General features: G+C 73.1%; 15 protein-coding genes. 12 read left to right on the top strand and 3 right to left on the bottom strand.

Annotation, left to right across the window (positions count from 1 at the left end; translation table 11 throughout):
• Nucleotides 1-31: 31 nt before the first annotated feature.
• Nucleotides 32-1,615 (bottom strand): alpha/beta fold hydrolase, encoded by a 1,584-nt coding sequence (locus ACWGIS_RS14650; RefSeq protein WP_453362762.1) that lies wholly within the window; start codon nucleotides 1,613-1,615, stop codon nucleotides 32-34.
• A 192-nt stretch (nucleotides 1,616-1,807) separates the two neighbouring features.
• The gene (locus ACWGIS_RS14645) at nucleotides 1,808-2,563 is read right to left on the bottom strand and encodes a hypothetical protein (protein WP_453362761.1); all 756 of its coding nucleotides are present in this window, start codon (nucleotides 2,561-2,563) and stop codon (nucleotides 1,808-1,810) included.
• Nucleotides 2,564-2,666: 103 nt separating this feature from the next.
• Between ACWGIS_RS14645 and ggt the strand changes: the two genes are divergently transcribed.
• The 7 genes from ggt (at nucleotide 2,667) to ACWGIS_RS14610 (ending at nucleotide 13,208) form a co-directional block, all read left to right on the top strand.
• The gene (gene ggt / locus ACWGIS_RS14640; RefSeq protein WP_453362760.1) at nucleotides 2,667-4,460 is read left to right on the top strand and encodes a gamma-glutamyltransferase; all 1,794 of its coding nucleotides are present in this window, start codon (nucleotides 2,667-2,669) and stop codon (nucleotides 4,458-4,460) included.
• Nucleotides 4,461-4,778: 318 nt separating this feature from the next.
• A complete protein-coding gene (locus tag ACWGIS_RS14635; protein WP_453362759.1) occupies nucleotides 4,779-6,302 on the top strand; it encodes a hypothetical protein in 1,524 nt (507 codons plus the stop codon).
• A 170-nt stretch (nucleotides 6,303-6,472) separates the two neighbouring features.
• Entirely contained in the window at nucleotides 6,473-7,315 is an 843-nt protein-coding gene (locus tag ACWGIS_RS14630) for a nitrilase-related carbon-nitrogen hydrolase (RefSeq protein WP_453362758.1), read from the top strand.
• Nucleotides 7,312-8,595, top strand: coding sequence for an aspartate aminotransferase family protein (locus ACWGIS_RS14625; RefSeq protein WP_453362757.1), 1,284 nt, complete (start codon nucleotides 7,312-7,314; stop codon nucleotides 8,593-8,595). The genes ACWGIS_RS14630 and ACWGIS_RS14625 overlap by 4 nt, the downstream gene beginning before the upstream one ends.
• A gap of 461 nt (nucleotides 8,596-9,056) precedes the next feature.
• Nucleotides 9,057-10,457, top strand: coding sequence for a dihydropyrimidinase (hydA, locus tag ACWGIS_RS14620; RefSeq protein ID WP_453362756.1), 1,401 nt, complete (start codon nucleotides 9,057-9,059; stop codon nucleotides 10,455-10,457).
• Between the two features lie 10 nt (nucleotides 10,458-10,467).
• A complete protein-coding gene (locus ACWGIS_RS14615) occupies nucleotides 10,468-11,490 on the top strand; it encodes a TIGR03842 family LLM class F420-dependent oxidoreductase (RefSeq protein WP_453362755.1) in 1,023 nt (340 codons plus the stop codon).
• A gap of 191 nt (nucleotides 11,491-11,681) precedes the next feature.
• Entirely contained in the window at nucleotides 11,682-13,208 is a 1,527-nt protein-coding gene (locus ACWGIS_RS14610; protein ID WP_453362754.1) for an NCS1 family nucleobase:cation symporter-1, read from the top strand.
• A 72-nt stretch (nucleotides 13,209-13,280) separates the two neighbouring features.
• Here ACWGIS_RS14610 and ACWGIS_RS14605 read toward each other — a convergent pair whose 3' ends face one another.
• Nucleotides 13,281-13,949 (bottom strand): hypothetical protein, encoded by a 669-nt coding sequence (locus ACWGIS_RS14605; RefSeq protein WP_453362753.1) that lies wholly within the window; start codon nucleotides 13,947-13,949, stop codon nucleotides 13,281-13,283.
• 420 nt (nucleotides 13,950-14,369) lie between these two features.
• Here ACWGIS_RS14605 and ACWGIS_RS14600 point away from each other — a divergent pair, with 420 nt between their 5' ends.
• From ACWGIS_RS14600 to ACWGIS_RS14580, 5 genes are all read left to right on the top strand, one after another.
• The gene (locus tag ACWGIS_RS14600; protein WP_453362752.1) at nucleotides 14,370-14,999 is read left to right on the top strand and encodes a DUF4232 domain-containing protein; all 630 of its coding nucleotides are present in this window, start codon (nucleotides 14,370-14,372) and stop codon (nucleotides 14,997-14,999) included.
• Between the two features lie 83 nt (nucleotides 15,000-15,082).
• The gene (locus ACWGIS_RS14595) at nucleotides 15,083-16,918 is read left to right on the top strand and encodes a gamma-glutamyltransferase family protein (protein WP_453362751.1); all 1,836 of its coding nucleotides are present in this window, start codon (nucleotides 15,083-15,085) and stop codon (nucleotides 16,916-16,918) included.
• Nucleotides 16,919-17,032: 114 nt separating this feature from the next.
• Nucleotides 17,033-17,860: an inositol monophosphatase family protein gene (locus ACWGIS_RS14590; protein WP_453362750.1), complete on the top strand. Its 828-nt coding sequence runs from the start codon at nucleotides 17,033-17,035 to the stop codon at nucleotides 17,858-17,860.
• 349 nt (nucleotides 17,861-18,209) lie between these two features.
• Entirely contained in the window at nucleotides 18,210-19,619 is a 1,410-nt protein-coding gene (locus ACWGIS_RS14585) for a phytoene desaturase family protein (protein WP_453362749.1), read from the top strand.
• Nucleotides 19,616-20,128, top strand: a complete 513-nt coding sequence (locus ACWGIS_RS14580) for an O-acetyl-ADP-ribose deacetylase (RefSeq protein WP_453362748.1) — start codon at nucleotides 19,616-19,618, stop codon at nucleotides 20,126-20,128. The genes ACWGIS_RS14585 and ACWGIS_RS14580 overlap by 4 nt, the downstream gene beginning before the upstream one ends.
• Nucleotides 20,129-20,270 lie beyond the last annotated feature (142 nt).

Below are 20,270 nucleotides of genomic sequence, written 5' to 3'. Positions count from 1 at the left end.
GGGCCAGAACCCGCCCGGCAGCAGCCGGAGATCACTGCTCGCGCAGGGGCACCGACACGTACGACGGGTCGTGCTCCGGTGAGGAGAAGGTCAGCTGCGCGCCGGACGGGTTGTGCTCGATGTACAGCGGGTCGACCGTGTCGACGACCAGGGCGAGGCGATGCCCCGCCGGGACGTCGTAGGCCGTGGAGAACAGCTCCAGGTCGACGCCGAACGGCTTGCCGGGCGTCTGCCCGTGGAAGGTGTACGGCGCGTTGCTGACCAGCTTGCCGAGGCCGAGCGGGCCCACGTCGTAGAGGTACGCGACGAGGGTGCCGCTCTCCTTGGTGCCGGTGACCGTGGTGTGCAACTCGGCCGTCCCGCGCACCTGCTGGGCGGTGGAGTACCTCGGCGACTGCCACACGGCGGCCCAGCGGCGCGGCAGCAGCGGGATCGACGCGGTGGGCGGCAGCTGCGCGAGCTGGTCGAGGATGCTGGACAGGAAGATGGTCCCGCCGTTCGCGCCCGAGTCGACGTTCGTGTGGATGGTCGTCTCGCCCGCGAGGGAGATCTTCCTGCTGGTGGCGCTCACCGACTTCCAGTCGGGGTAGCCCTCGTAGCCGCCGGAGGAGCGGGGCTTGAGCCGGACCGGCTGCTCGCGGTCGACGCCGTTGTCCTCGCCCTTGAGGTAGTGGTCGAACCACCGTCCGGTGTCCGTCCACACGTCGTTCGGGAGTCCGAGCAGGCCGGTCGCCTCGGCGGTGGCGTGGTCGCCGGGGCGGAACTGCAGGCGCTTGGGGCCGGTCAGCCGCTCGTAGAAGTCGGCGTACTGGTTGGGCGCGAAGATGGTGTCGCCCCAGGCGTTGGCGAGCATGACGGCCGTGCCGTTGGCGTTGAACCGGTCGACGGCGTAAGCGGCGGAACGTTTCTTCCCCCACTCGATCATCTCCTGCTCCTTCGACAGGTCCGAGCCGAGGAAGTTCTTCAGGGTCTCCTGGAGTTCGGCGCTGGGCCGACCGGTGAGGTAGCCCGTGCCGCCCAGCATCGCGGCCGCCTGGACGTGCTGGGTGCGGCCCGAGTAGATCGAGTCGATGAGGTCGGCCCAGCCGCTGAGGGCGGCCACCGCCTTGACGCGCTTGTCCTGGGCGGCGGCGAGCAGGCTGATGCCCGCGCCGTACGACACGCCCGCCATGCCGACCTTCGCCGCGTCGGCCGGGGTGTTCGCCAGCGCCCAGTCGATCACCCGTGAGGCGTCGGCGGTGTCGGGCGGTCCGGCCACCTCGATCCGCCCGCCCGACTGCCAGAAGCCGCGGGAGTTGTAACTGACCACCACATAGCCGGAGTCGGCGAGCTTCCTGGCCTGCGCCAGGTACTCGATCTGCGGCAGGGACCAGCTCGTGGGCAGCACGATCAGCGGGTAGCGCCGGGTGCCGTCGGCGCCCGCGGGCGTCACGACGTTCGCCTTCAGCACCGTGCCGCCGTCCCCGGTGATGTCGACGAAGCGGATGCCCGCCGTGCCGCTCGCGACCGGCGCCGCCTGCGCGGTGGGGGCGAGGCCGAGGGCGGTGCCGGCGATCAGGGTCGCCGAGACGGCTCCTGCGGCGGTCGTTCGCAGTGCCTTGCGCGGGTGTCCCACGGGTCACTCCTCACTCGTGTCAGTGCAAAGTGACCCGACGGTAACCTCGGGTGCTTACTGACGGTAACCCGTCGGTAAGTTACGTGCGAGTAACGATTGTTGAAGTGTTCATTTCGGGTGCGCCGCGGTGGCCGAAGTGTGCGGTCCGCCTGCCCGGAACAGAGGTCCGGGGAGAGGGCGCCGGGGGCCGGCTCACTGCGCGCGGTGCGAGGTGCGGGCCGTCGTCACCGGCGCCGGGGACTGCGCGGCCCGGGTCACGTCCGCGACCAGTTCGACGACATCGGGGCCGTACGCCTGGGAGTTGACGACCTTCAGCAGCAGGACGAAGGAGTCGCCGCGGTACTTGCGGGCCAGCCGCTCGTGATGGCGCGCGAGATAGCGGGTCGCCGCCTGGTTGGTGATCGCGCGCTGCCCGCAGAACAGGAAGACGGGCCGCGCCGCCCGGCCGAGGTCCGCGGTGAGCCGCGCCAGGACCACGTACTCGCCCTTGCCGGACTCCAGGCGGTAGCGCTCGCTGCCGATCTGGAAGGCGCCGCGGTCCGGGCCCGGTTCGGCGTCGGTGTTCACCCGGATGCCCGGCAGCAGCGAGGACAGGTGGGCGGCCATGCGCCGGTTCGAGGCGGGCCCGCCGACACAGAACTCGGTGCGCTCGCCGAATCCCTGCTGCGCGGCGTCGTGGGCGACGACGTGGGCGTGCGCGCCGCAGTCCTTGATCAGGGCCGAGAGCTCCAGCAGGGCGAAGACGTCGTGGCGCATCACGGTCAGTTCGGGGCCGCCGGCCTCCCGGTTGACCACGAGCAGCGACTCGGAGTTGTCCGGCAGCCCGAAGAAGGCCTGTTTGCGGCGGAGTCTGCGTTTCCACAGGTAGGTGCGGGCCAGCCAGCCCAGGCAGGCGCTGATGCCGGCCGCGAGCACGCCCAGGACGATGTTGCGCACGTCGTCATTCATGGGCGCGCATGCTAGCGGTCGGACCGAACGGTGTTCGAGGGGTACCTGACGGGAGCGGGAAGGGAAGTTACGCTGCGCGGACGACTGTTGACTGGAGGTACGGATGCGTCGCCCTGTCCCGCGGAGTCTGGCGGTCCTGGCGGTCTCGGCCGCGATGGTGTCGGTGGGGGCGGCGGCGCCGCCCTCGGCCGGAGCCGTGAAGAAGGTGCCGGTCGCCGTCGGCTACGGCGGAGCCGTGGCGAGCGTCGACGCGGACGCCTCCGCCGCCGGGATCGAGGTGCTGAGGAAGGGTGGCAACGCGGTCGACGCGGCCATCGCCACGGCGGCGGCGCTCGGCGTCACGGAGCCGTACTCGGCGGGCATCGGCGGTGGCGGCTACTTCGTCCACTACGACGCCAAGTCCCGTACGGTGCGCACGATCGACGGGCGGGAGACGGCGCCGCTGACCGCCGACGAGAACCTGTTCGTGGAGGACGGCAAGCCGGTCCCGTTCGCCGACGCCGTCACCAGCGGACTCGGCGTGGGCACCCCCGGCACCCCGGCCACCTGGCAGGCCGCGCTGGACCGCTGGGGCAGCAAGCCCCTCGCGTCCCTGCTGAAGCCCGCCGAGCGGCTCGCGCGGGACGGGTTCACGGTCGACGGGACCTTCCGCTCGCAGACGGAGGCGAACCAGGCCCGCTTCAAGGACTTCCCGGACACCGCGGAACTCTTCCTGCCCGGCGGCTCGCTGCCGGTGGTCGGATCGACCTTCAAGAACCCCGACCTGGCGCGCACCTACCGGGAGTTGGGCCGCCACGGCGTCGACGGGATCTACCACGGCGACCTCGGCCGGGACATCGTCGACACCGTGAACGACCCGCCGGTGGACCCGGCGTCGGGGCGCGTGGCCCGTCCGGGAGAGCTGTCGCTCAAGGACCTGGCGGCCTACGAGGCGAAGTCCCAGGCGCCGACGAAGACGTCGTACCGCGATCTGAAGGTCTACTCGATCGCCCCCTCCTCCTCCGGCGGCACCACGGTCGGTGAGGCGCTCAACATCCTGGAGCGGACCGACCTCTCCCGGGCGAGCGAGGAGCGGTACCTGCACCGCTACATCGAGGCGAGCCGGATCGCGTTCGCCGACCGGGGCCGCTGGGTCGGCGACCCCGCCTTCGAGGACGTACCGACGAAGGACCTGCTGTCGCAGCGGTACGCCGACTCGCGGGAGTGCCTCATCGAGGACGACGCGGTGCTGACCAGCCCGCTCGCCCCGGGTGACCCGAGGCATCCGGCGGACTGCTCCACGGCGGGAGCGGCGGCGCCGACGACGTACGAGGGCGAGAACACCACCCATCTGACGGTGGCCGACAAGTGGGGCGACGTCGTCGCCTACACCCTGACCATCGAGCAGACCGGCGGCAGCGGCATCACGGTCCCCGGCCGCGGCTTCCTGCTCAACAACGAGCTGACGGACTTCTCCTTCACCCCGGCGAGCCCCGGCGTCCACGACCCGAACCTGCCGGGGCCGGGCAAGCGCCCGCGTTCCTCGATCGCGCCGACGATCGTGCTCGACCGGCACGACAGGCCGGTCGTGGCGCTCGGTTCGCCCGGCGGCGCGACCATCATCACCACGGTGCTGCAGACCCTCACCGGGTTCCTCGACCGCGGGCTGCCGCTGGTCGACGCCATCGCGGCACCCCGGGCCAGCCAGCGCAACCAGACCACGACGGAGCTCGAACCGGCGCTGTGGAACAGCCCGTTGCGGGCCCGGCTGGAGTCCCTGGGGCACGGCTTCCGGCTGAACCCCGAGATCGGCGCGGCGACGGCCGTCCAGCGGCTGCCCGACGGCAAGTGGCTCGCGGCGGCGGAGAGGGTACGCCGGGGCGGCGGCTCGGCGATGGTGGTGCGGCCGGCGAGGTAGCCGGCGGCCGGGCGCGACGGGCCCGCGTGGCGCGCGACCCCTCCTCGGGTCGCGCGCCACCGGGTTCCGCCCGGGCCGGGTCGACTCGGCCTCCTCGGGTGCCCCGGGCCGGTCCCCGAAACCGGCCGGGCACGGACGTGGCGCCGGGCACCGCGCTCCCGCCTGGTGCACGGTCGGTCCCGTACGGGGCGCGCGCCTCGTGACGTGCTCCGGCGGAGCGCACTGCGCACCGCCGGAAAACTCGCTGTAGCCGTCCCGTAACACGGCTGGTGTTCGCTACCGGGTCGGAGCACTCCAGTCAGGGCGGGGAGTTGGGTGATGGCTGTAGGACAACTCCCGCATGACGTACGGGAGTTCACTGCCTTTCTGAACGGGCTGCTGACGCGTCTCGACCAGGGCGCCGGCTGGTGCGCGGTCTTCTGGCAGCGCGATCCCGAGGGGATGCGGGCCTGCCTGGACGGCTGGGAGGTGCCGCCCTGGGACGTCATGGAGGCACTCCTTCAGGACCTCGCCGCCCAGTACGGTGCCGCGGTCGCCGCCGGTGAGGCGGAGCGGACCCGTGCCCTGCACGACGCCGCGCTCGCCGCCCACGACGCCCGGCCCGGAGGCCGCGACGCCCTCGGTGACCGCCTCGACGTGATGCTCCGCGAACAGCGCTACGCGGCCGAACGCCAAGCCGAACTCGGCCGCCTGGCGGACGCGTCGGCCTCCGCGGAGGAGGCCGACGCGGTCCGCCTCGACCTGGCCTGGGCCCGCGACGACCACGAGCGCGCCACGGCCCGCTGCGCCGAGCTGCGCCGGCGCATGGCACGGCTGGACCGCCGTGCGGCGGCCGGCCGGGCACGGGGCACGGCGGGCTTCACGGGCGGCGCGCGTGGAGGCGTCCTGCGGGCGGGCGAGCCGGCGGACGGCACGGGCACGCCCTGGTCGGCGTTCGCGGCACAGCGGGCGCCCGGCTCCCGGGGCGGGCCGGCGGGTCCGGCCGCCCGGGAAGCCGCCGGCCCCGCTCCCGGCGACGCCACCGCCGCCCTCAGCGCCGAGGCGCCCCACCGGGACGCGCCCGCCGGACGCCCCGCCCCTGCGGACCCGGCCGCCCCCGCGCCCGCCCTGCCCAAACAGCGCGCCAAACGGCGTCCGCGCGGCGGCGCCCGGTTCGCCGGGATGGTGGAGGCCGAGGAGGCTCCCGCCGCCCCCGCGGTGGCCCCCGTCGTACCGGAGCCCCGTGTCCAGGACCGCACCCCGCGCGGCGCCCGCTTCGCCGGCGCCGCCGAGGAGCCCGTACGGCCCCAGCCGCGCAGGCAGCCGCTGGACGACGAGGCGCGGCGGGACACCGTGGAGACCGTCGTGGCGCTGGTCCGGCTGCGTGGCGAGGGCCGCAGCGGCGAGGCGCACGCCCTGCTCGTGGAGGTGGCCCACTGGCCCGCCGCCCGCTTCCCGCTACTCGCCGCCGAACTGCACCGCGCCGGGCTGGACGCCGACTGGGCCACCCTGCTGTGGGAGGCGGCCTCCCTGCCCGCCGACCGGCTGGTCGCCGCGGCCGACGCCCTCGTCGCGGCGGGTCGCGTCGCGGACGGCAGGCAGATGCTGCGCCAGGGCGTCGCCCGGCCCGCCCCGGAGATCGGTGCCGCCGTACTCGGCCTGGAGGCGGCGGGCCGGCACCGCGACGTCCGCGTGCTCCTCGACGCCTACGTGCGCGTCCGCACCCCCGAGGAGGCCGCCCGGAGCGTGGAGGCGGACCCGCCCCACCTCGTCCCGCTCCTCCTGGAGTCCGCCCGCGGAGCCTCCGAGGAGCGGTACTGGGATGTCGTGCACGCCCTGCGGGTCGCCGGGTTCGCCGCGTGAACCCGGCGCCGGGCGGACCGCGCTCACCCACAGGAGTGTGAAACATGATCGACTCAGCGGGTTGACGACAATGGTCTTGGCAAGCCCGCGATAGAGGCTTAGTTTCAAGCCTCTACGGCCATCGTCTACGGGCGTAGAAGCTCTCTGACGTCCTGTCGAAGGAGCACCTCATGGCCAACGTCGTACGCGCCGCCCTGGTCCAGGCGACCTGGACCGGCGACACCGAATCCATGATCGCCAAACACGAGGAACACGCGCGCGAGGCGGCTCGCCGGGGCGCGAAGGTCATCGGATTCCAGGAAGTCTTCAACGCGCCCTACTTCTGCCAGGTGCAGGAGCCGGAGCACTACCGCTGGGCCGAACCCGTGCCGGACGGCCCGACCGTCCGCCGGATGCGGGACCTCGCCCGCGAGACCGGCATGGTGATCGTCGTGCCGGTCTTCGAAGTGGAGCAGTCCGGCTTCTACTACAACACCGCGGCCGTGATCGACTCCGACGGCAGCTACCTGGGCAAGTACCGCAAGCACCACATCCCCCAGGTGAAGGGCTTCTGGGAGAAGTACTACTTCAAACCCGGCAACCTCGGCTGGCCCGTCTTCGACACGGCGGTCGGCAGGGTCGGCGTCTACATCTGCTACGACCGGCACTTCCCGGAGGGCTGGCGCCAACTCGGCCTGAACGGCGCCCAGCTCGTCTTCAACCCCTCCGCCACCCACCGCGGCCTGTCCTCGCACCTGTGGCAGCTGGAGCAGCCCGCGGCGGCCGTCGCCAACGAGTACTTCATCGCCGCGATCAACCGCGTCGGCGTCGAGGAGTACGGCGACAACGACTTCTACGGCACCTCGTACTTCGTCGACCCCCGCGGGCAGTTCGTGGGCGACACCGCGAGTGACAAGACCGAGGAACTCCTCGTCCGGGACCTCGACTTCGACCTCATCGAGGACGTGCGGCAGCAGTGGGCGTTCTACCGCGACCGCCGCCCGGAGGCGTACGAGGGGCTGGTGCAGCCGTGACCGACCTGTACGCACGCCACCGGGCCGTCCTGCCCGACTGGCTCGCCCTCTACTACGCCGACCCCCTGGAGATCACCCACGGTGAGGGCCGCCACGTCTGGGACGCGGACGGCAACCGGTACCTCGACTTCTTCGGCGGCATCCTCACCACGATGACGGCGCACGCCCTGCCCGAGGTGACCAAGGCGGTCAGTGAGCAGGCCGGGCGGATCATCCACTCCTCGACGCTCTACCTGAACCGGCCGATGGTCGAACTCGCCGAGCGGGTCGCCCAGTTGTCCGGCATCCCGGACGCGCGGGTCTTCTTCACCACCTCGGGCACGGAGGCCAACGACACCGCCCTGCTGCTCGCCACCGCGTACCGGCGCAGCAACCAGATCCTGGCGATGCGCAACAGCTACCACGGGCGCTCGTTCAGCGCCGTCGGCATCACCGGGAACAAGGGCTGGTCGCCGACCTCGCTGTCGCCGCTCCAGACGCTGTACGTGCACGGCGGCGTCCGCACCCGCGGCCCGTACGCCCACCTGGGCGACGCCGAGTTCATCGCGGCCTGCGTCGCCGACCTGCGGGACCTGCTCGGGCACGTCCGTGCGCCCGCGGCCCTGATCGCCGAACCGGTCCAGGGCGTCGGCGGGTTCACGGCGCCGCCCGACGGGCTGTACGCGGCCTTCCGCGAGGTGCTGGCGGAGCACGGCGTCCTGTGGATCGCCGACGAGGTGCAGACCGGCTGGGGCAGGACGGGTGAGCACTTCTGGGGCTGGCAGGCGCACGCCGCCGCGGGCCCGCCGGACATGCTCACCTTCGCCAAGGGCATCGGCAACGGCATGTCCATCGGCGGGGTCGTCGCCCGCGCCGAGATCATGAACTGCCTGGACTCCAACAGCATCTCGACCTTTGGCGGCTCCCCGGTCACCATGGCGGCGGGCCTCGCGAACCTGACGTACCTCCTCGAACACGACCTCCAGGGCAACGCCCGGCGGGTCGGCGGCCTGCTCATCGAGCGGCTGCGGGCCGTCGCCGCGCAGGTCCCGGAGGTGCGGGAGGTGCGCGGACGCGGGCTGATGATCGGCGTCGAACTGGTCAAGCCGGCCACGGGCGAGGCGAATCCGGACGCCGCCGCGGCGGTCCTGGAGGCGGCCCGCCGGGAGGGCCTGCTGATCGGCAAGGGCGGCGGGCACGACACGAGCGTGCTCCGCATCGCCCCGCCGATGTCGCTGACCGTCGCCGAGGCGGAGGAGGGCGCCGCGATCCTGGACCGGGCGCTGAGGAGCGTCCTGTAGCGGTCACCGGCCGTGGGAGGGCGGCCCTTCGGCGGCCTCGCTCGTCCGTCCGGCGGCCGGCGGCCACCGCGGCCGACGACAGCTTCGTCGGCGCGACCGACCGGGCGGGCGTCGAGGAGCAGGGGGCGACGCCATCTTGTGGGAGGTCGTCGCTCGTGGACCCGGAGGCACGGTGCGTCGGGGAGGTGGCGAGCGGCAGGTGAGCGGACTCGGTGTCCGTGGTCCCGGCCCAGCCCGGCGAGGTCCGGGACCGCCGGTGGTCACCCCGCTACCGGACGCCGCCACCGAAACCGGCCGCGACGACGCGTCCCACGGCGGCCCCGTCCGGCGAGGGCAGCGGCCCCGGCGGTGTCCCGCCCGGAAGCAGCGCCGGCCCCGGCGATCAACAGCAGCGGCACCGACCCGGTGCGCACGGACCCAGCGGTCCCGGCGCACCCGGGCCAACCGGAAGGAGAGGGAGCATGAGCCGTACCGTCATCCGCGGTGGCCTCGTCATCACGGCCTCCGACGAGATCCACGCCGACGTCCTGATCGAGGACGGCCGTATCGTCGCCCTGGCCGCCTCGGGCACCGCCGCCGCCGAGGCGTGGACGGCCGAGCGGCAGATCGACGCCACGGGGAAGTACGTGATCCCGGGCGGCGTCGACGCCCACACCCACATGGAACTGCCCTTCGGCGGCACGTTCGCCTCCGACTCCTTCGAGACCGGCACCCGGGCCGCCGCCTGGGGCGGCACCACCACCATCATCGACTTCGCCGTGCAGAGCCCAGGCCACTCGCTGCGCGAGGGCCTGGACGCCTGGAACGCCAAGGCCGACGGCCGGTGCGCCGTCGACTACGGCTTCCACATGATCGTCTCCGACGTGAACCAGGACACGCTCAAGGAGATGGACCTGCTGGTCGAGGAGGGCGTCACCTCCTTCAAGCAGTTCATGGCCTACCCCGGCGTCTTCTACAGCGACGACGGCCAGATCCTGCGCGCCATGCAGCGCTCCGCCGAGAACGGCGGCCTGATCATGATGCACGCCGAGAACGGCATCGCGATCGACGTCCTCGTGGAACAGGCGCTGGCCCGCGGCGAGACCGACCCGCGCCACCACGGCGAGGTCCGCAAGGCCCTGCTGGAGGCCGAGGCCACCCACCGCGCCATCAAGCTGGCGCAGGTCGCCGGCGCCCCGCTGTACGTCGTCCACGTCTCCGCGCAGGAGGCGGTCGCCGAACTGGCCCGCGCGCGTGACGAGGGCCTGAACGTGTTCGGCGAGACCTGCCCGCAGTACCTGTTCCTGTCCACCGACAACCTCGCGGAGCCCGGCTTCGAGGGCGCCAAATACGTCTGCTCCACCCCGCTGCGGCCCAGGGAGCACCAGGCCGCCCTGTGGCGGGGACTGCGCACGAACGACCTCCAGGTGGTCTCCACCGACCACTGCCCGTTCTGCTTCACCGGCCAGAAGGACCTCGGCCGCGGTGACTTCTCGAAGATCCCCAACGGGCTGCCGGGGGTGGAGAACCGGATGGACCTGCTGCACCAGGCCGTCGTCGACGGGCACATCTCGCGCCGCCGCTGGATCGAGATCGCCTGCGCGACCCCGGCCAGGATGTTCGGCCTGTACCCCAAGAAGGGCACGATCGCCCCGGGCGCCGACGCCGACGTCGTCATCTACGACCCGCACGCCGAGCAGGTCATGTCCGTCGAGACGCACCACATGAACGTCGACTACTCGGCCTACGAGGGCAAGCACGTCACCGGCCGGGTGGAGACGGTGCTCTCGCGCGGCGAACTCGTCATCACCGAGCGGGAGTTCACCGGACGTGCCGGACACGGCGTCTACACCCCCCGCTCCACCTGTCAGTACCTGAACTAGGAGCGGCCACATGGACTTCGGACTCGTCCTGCAGACCGACCCGCCCGCCTCCCGGGTGGTCAGCCTCATGAAGCGGGCCGAGCGCAACGGCTTCAGCCACGGCTGGACCTTCGACTCGGCCGTGCTGTGGCAGGAACCCTTCGTCATCTACAGCCAGATCCTCGCGAACACCGACCGGCTCAAGGTCGGCCCGATGGTCACCAACCCGGGCACCCGCACGTGGGAGGTCACCGCCTCCACGTTCGCCACCCTCAACGACATGTACGGCAACCGCACGGTGTGCGGCATCGGCCGCGGCGACTCGGCGATGCGCGTCGCCGGACGCAAGCCGAACACCCTCGCCCGTATCAGCGGGGCGATGAAGGTCATCCGCGCCCTCGGCCGGGGCGACGAGGCCGACCTCGGCGGCACGGTCGTCCGGTTCCCGTGGGTGCGGCCCGGCGCCGAACTGCCCGTGTGGATGGCCGCGTACGGCCCCAAGGCCCTGAAGATGACGGGAGAGGAGGCCGACGGGTTCATCCTCCAGCTCGCCGACCTCTATCTCGCCGAGTACATGGTCAAGACCGTGAAGCAGGCCGCCGCCGACGCCGGACGCGACCCCGCCGAGGTGACGATCTGCGTCGCCGCGCCCGCGTACGTCACCGAGGACGACTCCCCGCAGGCCCTCGCCCACGCGCGGGAGCAGTGCCGGTGGTTCGGCGGCATGGTCGGCAACCACGTCGCCGACCTGGTCTCCCGATACGGCGACCACTCGGGCCTGATCCCGGAGGAACTGACCGCCTACATCAAGGCCCGCGAGGGCTACGACTACGCGCACCACGGGCGCAGCGGCAACCCCGACACCGCGTTCGTGCCCGACGAGATCGTCGACCGGTTCTGCCTGATCGGGCCGGTCGAGCGGCACATCGAGAAGCTGGGCGCCCTGCGCGACCTGGGCGTCGACCAGTTCGCCCTGTACGACATGCACGACGCGCAGGAAGCCGTCATCGACACCTACGGCACGAAGGTCATCCCCGCCGTCAACGGCCGCTAGACAGACGCCAGTTGCCAGTGCCCGGACGCCGGCCGGCGTCCGCACGGCAGCGGCGACGACCGGGCTGTCGAGCCCTCACCCCGAACTCCCCCTTCCCGCCGTCCCGGGAAGGGGGCCAGCGCGCTCCCCGCGCACCCCCGAGCCCGCACCCGCACGGCCTTTCCCGACACTCCTCACTGATGGGCCTGCTCATGACCGAAACCGTTCCCACCGACAGCCCGCCACCCGCCCAGATCACCCTCCCCGACGGCCGGGTGGCGATCGCGCCGGGCGCCCCCCGGCCGACCGGCCCCTACGCCAACGAGGACCTCCTGCCGGTCCCGATCGAGAAGCGCACCTGGACCACGTACAACTTCTCGGCGCTCTGGGTCGGCATGGCCCACAACACCGCCTCCTGGACCCTCGCCTCCGGGCTGATAGCCGTCGGCATGGACTGGAAGCAGGCCGTCCTCACGATCGCCCTGGCCAACCTGATCGTGCTGGTGCCGATGCTGCTCACCGGCCACGCCGGACCCAAGTACGGCATACCCTTCCCGGTCTTCGCCCGCGCCTCCTTCGGCATCCGGGGTGCCAACCTGCCCGCCGTCGTACGGGCGTTGGTCGCCTGCGGCTGGTTCGGCATCCAGACCTGGATCGGCGGCGAGGCGATCTACTTCCTCGCCGGCAAGCTCTTCGGCGACGGCTGGGCGGACGCGTCGCGGATCGGCGGTCACCCCTGGACGATGTGGCTGTCCTTCGCCGTCTTCTGGGTGCTCCAGATCGCCATCATCCTCCGCGGCATGGAGACGATCCGCCGCTTCGAGAACTGGGCCGCGCCCTTCGTCCTCGTCGGCGCCGGGGCGATGCTGTGGTGGATGAGCAGCAAGGCCGGCGGCTTCGGCCCGCTGCTCGACCAGCCGTCCCGGCTCGGCTGGGGCCCGGACTTCTGGAAGCTGTTCGCACCCGCCCTGATGGGCATGATCGGCTTTTGGTCGACGCTGTCGCTGAACATCCCGGACTTCACCCGCTACGGCAGGAGCCAGCGCGCCCAGACCCTCGGGCAGGCGCTCGGACTGCCCACCACCATGACGCTGTTCGCGTTCCTCTCCGTCATGGTCACCTCCGGTTCGCAGGCCGTGTACGGCGAGGCGGTGTGGGACCCGGTCCAGCTCGCCGCGAAGACCGACAACGTCTTCGGTCTCCTCTTCGCGCTCGTCACCGTGCTCGTCGCGACCCTGTCCGTGAACGTCGCGGCCAACCTCGTCTCCCCGGCCTTCGACTTCTCCAACATCGCGCCCCGCAGGATCAGTTTCCGCTCCGGGGCCCTCCTCACCTGCGTGCTCGGCGTGCTGATCTTCCCGTGGAAGCTGTACGCCGACCCGCAGGGCTACATCTTCACCTGGCTCGGTCTCGTCGGCGGTCTGCTGGGCACGGTCGCCGGCATCCTCATCGCCGACTACTGGATCCTGCGCCGCACGGGACTCGACCTCGCCGACCTGTACCGCGAGGGCGGCCGCTACTGGTACGACGCCGGCTGGAACTGGCGGGCGGTCGTCGCCTTCGTCACCGGCGGTGTCCTCGCCGTCGGCGGTGCAGACTTCCATCCGCTGATCGACGGCCGGCCCGTTCCGGCGCTGGAGCCGCTGGCGGACTACGGCTGGGCGGTGGGCCTCGGTACGTCGATGGTGCTGTACCTGGTGCTGATGCGGCTGCGGGGACGGGAGCCCGGGAACGCCTGACCGTCGGCGGTGGGCCGCGCGGGAGCCCGCTCCCGGGTGCGTCGTCCGGATCGGCGAACCCGTACGACAGCCCTAGCGAGCGGCCTTCAGCGCGGCCACCGCCTCCTTCGCGGCCTTGATGGCGCCCTTGTTGATCACATCGGTGGAGGGCGCCTTCTTCGTCTCGAAGTCGCTGCCGTTGTACGTGACGATCACCAGGGCGTTGGACGCGCGGACGACCACCACGCCCTCCCGGGTCTGCTGCTTGTCCTTGGTGGTGAGGTCGACGACGGAGTAGGCCGTGTCGCCGAGTCCGGGAACCGCCCCGCCGCCGCTCTTCTCCGTCGTGCGCTGCTCGTACGCGTTCTCGGCCACCTGGTCCGACTTCTTGATCTCGAAGGAGATGTCGAGCCAGCGGTAGTCGAACTCCTTCAGCGCGTTCCAGGAGCAGGTGCGGCGCACGGACTTGTCCGTCGAGGCGATCTCCTGGCCCGCCGTCTTGGCGCCCGGCACCAGGGACTTGACGGTCTTCACGCTCACGCCCCGGCACGGTTCGGGCGTCGTGGTGTACGTCCTGGCGGCGGCCGAGGCGGAGGCCGAGGGCGCGGACGCCGTGCCGGTTCCGGTCTTCTGCGCCGGCTTGTGGTCGGCCGTCGGCGTCGCGGCCAGCGGGCCGGACGTCAGGGCCCAGCCCGCCGAGGCGAGCACGGCGACGGGCAGCAGACGCGCGGTCAGGGCGAGCGGCAGAGGAAGAGAACGCACGGCGCACTTCTCGTGGGGGACGGTGCGGAAGGAGTCCGCACTGCGGACGGGACGACAGTGTCACATGAGTCCCTGTGAGGCGGAAGGGCGAACTCGCTCCGTGCCCGCGCGGTGACAGTGACTCCCTGGCGACGGTCCGTGGTCCACCGAGGTCGCACGGCCGGCCGCCCGTCCCGCCGTCCCCTGGGCGCGTGGAGCCGCCTGGCCGCCGTACGGGGCACACCGGCGCCGGCGTCACGCGGTCTCCTCCCGGAGGCGCGGCGGAAGCGCGCCCGGCGCGGTCGGCCGGAGGCGAACGCCGGTGGCCGACCCGCCTGCGGACCGGGGCCCGTGACGACGCGCGGGACCGGCGTCCGACGCCCGACCGTGACGGGATCGGTGGCGCGTGACCGAGCGGGCTGCGCCTGCCATGATCGGCGGGTGATCGCGATACGTGCGAGGTGGTCCCGCGGAGCGGCCGTCGTCTGTCTGCTGGTGCTGGGGGCGAGCGGCTGCGGACTCTCCGCCGAACTCGACCGGGAGCGCAACCCCGAGCGGAGCCCCACACCCACGCCGTCGGTGCCCTTCGAGGTACCGCCGGCGATGTCCGCCACCCCCGAGCGACCGCACGCCGTACCGGTGCAGCCGGACGCCGGCTGCCCGCGGTCCGGCGTCCGCTTCCGCACCGGGCCCGTGAACGCCGCCATGGGGCTGCGGGCCACCACCCTCACCCTCACCAACTGCGGCACGCGCCCGTACGCGTTGGACGGGTACCCCGTCGTCCGCGTCCTCGACGAGGAGGGCGCCCCGATGGCGGGCGTGCGCACCGTCGCGGGCACCGACGAGGTACCCATGGCACCGCGGGAGCCGGGCCCCCGGCCGCTCACCCTCGCCCCGGGCGAGAGCGCGGAGGCCGGCCTGTACTGGCGGATGGCGGCGGAGAAGAGCACGTATCTCCGCGTGGGCTCACGGCGGGACCGCGACCTCGTGACCATTCGTCCCGGTGACTACCTCGACATCGGACCGGTCAACGTCCTCGGTACGACACCCTGGGTCGCGTCGACGCCGTAGCGGCCCCGCGAGGGCGTCGCCCGGCCGCCGGACGGGCATGCCTGTGATCGTCCAACGCTTGCCCCGCAGCGAGGAGTTCGCCCGTGTTCACCACCCGACCCACCCTCCAGGGCACCTTCGGCATGGTGTCCTCCACGCACTGGCTCGCCTCGCAGTCGGCGATGGCCGTCCTGGAGGAGGGCGGGAACGCCTTCGACGCCGCGGTGGCCGCCGGTTTCGTCCTGCACGTCGTCGAACCGCACCTCAACGGCCCGGCGGGCGAGGTCCCCGTCGTCCTCGCCCCCGCGGGCGGCGAGGTGCGGGTGCTGTGCGGGCAGGGCGTCGCACCGGCCGGAGCGACGGTCGCCCACTACCGGTCCCTCGGCCTGGACCTCGTCCCCGGCACCGGCCCCCTCGCCGCCGCGGTGCCCGGCGCCTTCGACGCGTGGATGCTGCTCCTGCGCGATCACGGCACCCGCGCCCTCGCCGACGTCCTCAAGTACGCGATCGGCTACGCCGAGGACGGTCACCCGCCCGTCGAGCGGGTCACGGAGACCGTGGAGACGGTGCGCGGCCTCTTCGAGACGGAGTGGACGTCGTCCGCCGAGGTGTACCTGCCCGGCGGCCGTGCCCCGCGCCCCGGGGAGCTGCTGCGCAACCCCGCCCTCGCGGCGACCTGGCGCCGGCTGCTCGCCGAGGTCGCGGACGCCGGGGACCGCGAGGCGCAGATCGAGGCCGCCCGCGGTGTGTGGCGCTCCGGGTTCATCGCCGAGGCACTGGTGCGCCAGTCGGAGCGGCCCACCCTGGACACCAGCGGTGAGCGCCACACCGGCACCCTGACCGCCGCCGACCTGGCCTCCTGGTCCGCGACCTACGAGGACCCGGCGACGTACGACTGGCGGGGCTGGACCCTGTGCAAGGCGGGCCCCTGGAGCCAGGGCCCGGTCATGCTCCAGCAGCTCGCCCTGCTGCCCGAGGAGCTGCCCGAGCCCGGGTCCGCCGACTACGTGCACCTCCTGGTCGAGGGCTGCAAGCTCGCGATGGCCGACCGGGAGGCCTGGTACGGCGACGCGGCCGAAGTGCCCCTGCGTGAACTGCTGTCGGAGCCGTACAACGCGTCGAGGCGCGCCCTCGTCGGCGACACGGCCTCCTGCGACCTGCGGCCCGGCAGCCCCGGGGGACGCGGCCCGCGGCTCAGCCGCCACGCGCTCGACGCGGCCGCCGGGGAGGCCGTCTTCGACCCGCTCGGCGTGCCGGGGGCCGGCGAGCCCACCGTCGCCGGGAGCCCGCTGTCCCCGGTGCCGGGGGAGCCGGACGTCGCGGCGGACGGGGGCACCCGCGGCGACACCTGCCACATCGACGTCGTGGACCGCTGGGGCAACATGGTGGCCGCCACCCCGAGCGGCGGCTGGCTCCAGTCCAACCCCGTCGTGCCGGAACTCGGCTTCCCGCTCGGCACCCGGCTCCAGATGACCTGGCTGGAGGAGGGGCTGCCGAACTCCCTCACCCCGGGCCGCCGGCCCCGTACCACCCTCACGCCCTCCCTCGCCCTGCGCGACGGCGTGCCCGTGATGGCGTTCGGCACCCCCGGCGGCGACCAGCAGGACCAGTGGCAGACGCACTTCTTCCTGGCCGTCGCCCTGCGCCCCGAGGTGCGCGGCGGCCTCGACCTCCAGGGCGCCGTGGACGCCCCGAACTGGCACACCGACAGCTTCCCCGGCTCCTTCTACCCCCGCGGCATGCGCCCCGGCAGTGTCACCGTCGAGTCCCGCACGGACCCGGAGGTCGTGGAGGAACTGCGGCGCCGGGGCCACGACGTGCTGGTGGGCGGGGCGTGGACCGAGGGGCGCCTGTGCGCGGTCGCCCGGGACCCGCGCACCGGCGTGCTGTCCGCGGCGGCGAACCCGCGGGGGATGCAGGGGTACGCCGTGGGCCGCTGAGCGGCGCACCCCCGACGGCCGTCCCCGCGGCCGGGCACCGGTGTTTCATGGCGATTCCACCCGGCGTACACCGGGCAGGACGGGATTGTCAGAGGTCCGTGCTGTCATGGAGGCATGATCGAAGAGTTTCTCGCACAGCGCGTGGCAGACGTCGAAGAGGCGGTCCGCAAGGCGGCCGCCGCCGAGATCATGCCGCGTTTCCGGCAGCTCGCAGCGCACGAGGTCGACCAGAAGACGGGCCCGCACGACCTGGTGACCGACGCCGACCGCAAGGCCGAGGAGTACCTGACGGGAGCGCTCACCGCGCTGCTGCCCGGCTCGGTCGTCGTCGGCGAGGAGGCGGTGCACGCCAACCCGGCGACGTACGAGGCCATACGCGGCGACGCCCCGGTCTGGATCGTCGACCCGGTCGACGGCACCCGGCAGTTCGTGCACGGGGACCCCGGGTTCTGCACGCTGGTCGCGCTCGCACTGGACGGAGTCGTGCACGCCTCCTGGACGTTCGCCCCCGTCCGCGAGGAGTTCGCCACCGCGGTCCGCGGACGGGGTGCCGTGCTCGACGGCACGCCGCTGCGCTCCGGCTCGCCCGCTCCCGGCAGCGACCTGCGCGTCGCCATGTCCCACCCCGACTACACCACCGACGAGCAGAAGCGCGCCCTGCTCGGTCTGCGCGCCGAGGGCGTCCGCCCGCGCCCCTGCGGCTCCGCCGGACTGGAGTATCTCGCCATCGCCCGGGGCGAGTTGGACGCCACCGCCTTCAGCTGGGAGGCCGCGTGGGATCACGCGGCCGGCCTGCTGCTGGTCGAGGAGGCGGGCGGCGCCCATCTGACGTTCGCGAGAGAACCGTTCCGCGTCACCGGCGGGAACGCCCTTCCCTTCACGGCCGCCCGGGACGCCGCCACGGCGCACCGCGTGGTGGACCTGCTGGAGCGCGGCGCCTGACCGCGCCGCCACGGATGCGCCGCGCCGCGAGTACGTCTCGTCGCGGGCCGTGGGCGGGGCGGGCAGCGTGAGCCGGTGCGACGCCTCGGCCGTGGACCCGTCCGGACCGGCGGGAGGCCGCGTCCGCGGAACGCCTGGACCATCGCGAGGTCTTGCCCGAGACGTGCCTGGACTGTCTGCGACGGCTCGTTCGCAGGTGCGCTTGAACCATCGGGACGTCTTGCCCGCGGGACGCTCGGACCGTTGCGGCGCGAGCCGGTGAGCGCCCGCCCCGTCGGGGCCGGCGAGCCCCGGCATATCCTGATCCTCAGTGGCCATCGGCTGACAAAGGAGTCCGAAGGTGCCGTCGATGCTCGATGCCGTCGTGGTGGGTGCGGGACCGAACGGACTGACGGCTGCCGTGGAGCTGGCCCGCCGTGGTTTCTCGGTGGCGGTGTTCGAGGCGCACGGCACCGTGGGCGGTGGCGCCCGCACCGAGGAGCTGACCCTCCCCGGATTCCGGCACGACCCGTGCTCCGCCGCGCACCCCCTGGGGATCAACTCGCCCGCGTTCCGCGCGATGCCCCTGAAGCGGTACGGGCTGGAGTGGCTGCACGCCGAGCTGCCGATGGCGCACCCGTTCCCCGACGGCACGGCCGCGGTGCTGTCCCGTTCGGTCGCGGAGACGGCCGCCTCCTTCGGCCCGCGTGACGCCGGCGCCTACCGCAGACTGGTCGAGCCCTTCCTGCCCCGATGGGACACGCTGGCCCGGGACTTCATGTCCCTGCCGCTCACCTCGCTGCCCCGCGACCCGGTCACCCTCGCCCGCTTCGGCCTGGCCGGACTGCCCCCGTCGACGTGGCTGATGCGCCGCTTCCGCGACGAGCGGGCCCAGGCGCTCTTCGCCGGCCTGGTGGCCCACGTCATCGCCCCGCTCAGCGGCATCGGCACCGGCGCCGTGGGCCTCGTCTTCGCCCTCGCCGCGCACGCCCGCGGCTGGCCGGTGGCCCGCGGCGGCTCGCAGTCCCTGTCAGACGCGCTCGCCGCCTACCTGAAGGACCTCGGTGGCGTCGTCCACACGGACTACGAGGTCAAGCACTTCGACGACCTCCCGCCCGCCCGGGCCTACGTCTTCGACACCTCACCGGCCGCCCTGGCCCGGATCGCCGGATTCGGCCGCCACTACGACGGCTACCGGTACGGAGCGGGAGTCTTCAAGATCGACTACGCGCTGGACGGGCCCGTGCCCTGGACGGCGGACGAGGCGCGCCGGGCGGGGACCGTGCAGGTCGGCGCGAGCCGCGCCGAGATCGGCACCGCCCTGCACGCGGCCTCCCGCGCGGGCCGGGCACCCGACGTGCCCTTCCTGATCACCGTGCAGCCCAGCGTCGCCGACCCGTCCCGCGCACCCGACGGCAAGCACGTCTTCTGGGCGTACGGCCACGTCCCGAACGGCTGGAGCGGCGACCTCACCGACGCCGTCGAGCGCCAGCTGGAGCGTTTCGCGCCCGGCTTCCGCGACCGCGTCCTCGCCCGCGCGACCGCCGGCCCGCCCCAGCTCGCCGCCCGGAACGCCAACTACGTGGGCGGTGACATCGCCTGTGGCGCGGCGGCCGGCATCCAGCTCCTGCTGCGACCGAGGCCCACCCTGTTCCCGTACGGCACCCCGCACCCGGCCGTCTTCATCTGCTCGTCGGCCACCCCGCCCGGACCCGGCGTGCACGGCATGTCGGGGCACAACGCGGCCAAGGCCGTCTGGAGGAGGCTGCGCAGCTCGTGACCACCCTCACGCTCGTCCAGGGCGACATCACCCGCCAGAGCGTCGACGCCGTCGTGAACGCGGCCAACTCCTCGCTGCTCGGCGGGGGAGGCGTCGACGGCGCCATCCACCGGCGCGGCGGCCCCGCGATCCTCGCCGACTGCCGCCGGCTCCGCGCCTCGCACTACGGCAAGGGCCTGCCCACCGGCCGGGCCGTCGCCACCACGGCGGGCGAGCTGGACGCGCGCTGGGTGATCCACACGGTGGGCCCGGTGTGGTCGGCCGACGAGGACCGCGGTGAGCTGCTCGCCTCCTGCTACCGCGAGTCCCTGCGGATCGCCGCCGAGCTGGGCGCGCGGACCGTGGCCTTCCCGGCGATCTCCACGGGCATCTTCGGCTGGCCGATGGACGACGGCGCGCGGATCGCCGTCGAGACCGTCCGCGAGGCCGCGGCCGAGTCCGTCGAGGAGGTGCGGTTCGTGCTGTTCGACGAGCGCGCCTACGCGGCTTTCGCCGACCGGCTGGACTGAGGCGGGGCGGGCGGGACTGGGCGGAACTCGATGCGGGTGCCCGGCTTGACCGGCCGGTCACAGGCCGCAGGCCGCCGGTGGCGGGTGCGCGGGCTCGGCGTACGTGCCCGGGGCGGCTGCGCGGGCTCGGAGTACGTGCCCG

This window comes from Streptomyces sp. NPDC054842 (assembly GCF_053611025.1).
The sequence above is the reverse complement of the archived record's forward strand: the minus strand, read 5'-3'. Positions and strand labels throughout refer to the sequence as shown.